Annotated in this window: 2 protein-coding genes and 2 tRNA genes; 3 read left to right on the plus strand and 1 reads right to left on the minus strand. The window is 54.2% G+C overall.

The window, feature by feature from the left end; all coding sequences use genetic code 11:
- Nucleotides 1-90: 90 nt before the first annotated feature.
- A complete protein-coding gene (coaA, locus tag G5179_RS20755) occupies nucleotides 91-1,029 on the minus strand; it encodes a type I pantothenate kinase (RefSeq protein ID WP_005339877.1) in 939 nt (312 codons plus the stop codon).
- A gap of 263 nt (nucleotides 1,030-1,292) precedes the next feature.
- Between coaA and G5179_RS20760 the strand changes: the two genes are divergently transcribed.
- From G5179_RS20760 to G5179_RS20770, 3 genes are all read left to right on the plus strand, one after another.
- Nucleotides 1,293-1,377: transfer RNA gene (locus G5179_RS20760), tRNA-Tyr, on the plus strand.
- 38 nt (nucleotides 1,378-1,415) lie between these two features.
- Nucleotides 1,416-1,490: transfer RNA gene (locus G5179_RS20765), tRNA-Gly, on the plus strand.
- A gap of 168 nt (nucleotides 1,491-1,658) precedes the next feature.
- Nucleotides 1,659-1,783, plus strand: a 125-nt coding sequence (locus G5179_RS20770; protein WP_234887766.1) for a GTP-binding protein, incomplete at its 3' end; no start/stop codon positions are given.

The raw sequence follows: 1,783 nt of genomic DNA on the forward strand, positions 1-1,783 counted from the left end.
CGATGCGGTACATAGAGGGTTCTGAGTAGAAAAATGCTAGTTGAAAATGTGTAAACCTATTTCAGGACTAGACACCGGCAACCGCCGTCATCATTTGCGCAGTTTGATCTGCTCGATGGCGTGCTCATGGCCCTTGGTCATGATCAGGTTGGCTCGCTCACGCGTTGGCAAGATATTTTCTTGCAAATTCAGATAGTTGATATCTTGCCAGATGTTGCTGGCGATCTGGGTCGCCTCACTCTCCGCCAGCTTGGCGTAGTTATGGAAGTAGGAGTCGGGATCCGAGAAGGCGCCGCTGCGGAATTTCAGGAAGCGTTCGATATACCAGGTGCGCAGCAGTTCGGCATCGGCATCCACATAGATAGAGAAGTCGACGAAGTCCGACACGAAGACCCGATGGGGCTCCTGAGGGTAATCCATGCCGCTTTGCAGCACATTGAGCCCTTCCAGGATCAGGATGTCCGGCTGCTCCACCACCTTCTTCTCATCGGGAATGATGTCGTAGATAAGGTGGGAGTAAACCGGCGCTTCGACCTTCTCGTGACCAGCGCGGATGTTGGCGACAAACTCCACCAGATGGCGGATGTCGTAGGATTCCGGGAACCCCTTGCGGCGCATCAGGCCGCGCTCTTCCAGTACCTTGTTGGGATAGAGGAAGCCGTCGGTGGTGACCAGCTCCACCCGTGGATGTTCCGGCCAGCGCTCCAACAGGGCCTGCAGAATACGGGCCGTGGTGCTTTTGCCCCCCGCCACGCTGCCGGCAATGCTGATGATATAAGTGCCCTTGCCGCGGGACTGGCCGAGAAACTGCTCCAGCACCCGGCTGCGACGCTGTTTGGCTTTGACATAGAGATTGAGCAGGCGGGAGAGAGGCAGATAGATCTCTTCCACTTCCCGCAATGACACCTTCTCGTTGATCCCGCGCAGGGTCTGCAGATCGTGTTCGGTCAGGGTCAGGGGGACCGAATCGCGCAATAACGCCCATTGTTCGCGGGTGAATTGCAGATAGGGGTTATGCTCTGTCGTCATGGTGTCATCACTGTTTCTTGGGCACGGCGACCATACACCAAGGGTGGGGGAGCGACAAGGGACGCAGCAGGATTGGCTTGTTTGCCCCCGCTTTTTTGCAAACTTCCCAGCAATAAAGCATATTTTGCCGGGTTCAATGGTTGCATCCCCCAAAACCTTACAATAAAATGCGCGACGCTTGACTGTCTGTCGTCTATTTGCGGTGCAAAAGCGATAAACACAACGGGTGCAAGCAGAATTACCGTTGTGACAATCTGGCGTCTGGAGGGGTTCCCGAGCGGCCAAAGGGATCAGACTGTAAATCTGACGGCTCTGCCTTCGAAGGTTCGAATCCTTCTCCCTCCACCATATTTCTCTGCGGTTTGAGTTCTTTGGGTTAGAGAAATGCGGGCATCGTATAATGGCTATTACCTCAGCCTTCCAAGCTGATGATGCGGGTTCGATTCCCGCTGCCCGCTCCAAGATGCTGATATGGCTCAGGCGTTAGCAGAGCCGCACCCTAGGGTGAGTTCGGCAAGCGAACCAGCCATCAGTACCTCTCTCTTTCCCACCAGATTCAAATCCATCATATAAACTGTTCTGTGGTTAGCTTGCCACCGCGTACTCAGCGTTAGTTTAGAGGGACGATCATGTCTAAAGAAAAATTTGAGCGTAATAAACCGCACGTTAACGTGGGTACCATCGGCCACGTTGACCACGGTAAAACCACCCTGACTGCAGCTATCACCAACGTGCTGGCCAAGCACTTCGGTGG

The sequence above is a fragment of the Aeromonas sp. 600886 genome (assembly GCF_049174935.1).
In the GTDB taxonomy this organism is placed as follows: Bacteria; Pseudomonadota; Gammaproteobacteria; order Enterobacterales; family Aeromonadaceae; genus Aeromonas; species Aeromonas veronii_A.

Coding starts and splice junctions, on each gene's coding strand:
- coaA (WP_005339877.1), bottom strand. CDS start 1,029: ATGACGACAGAGCATAACCCCTATCTGCAATTCACCCGCGAACAATGG.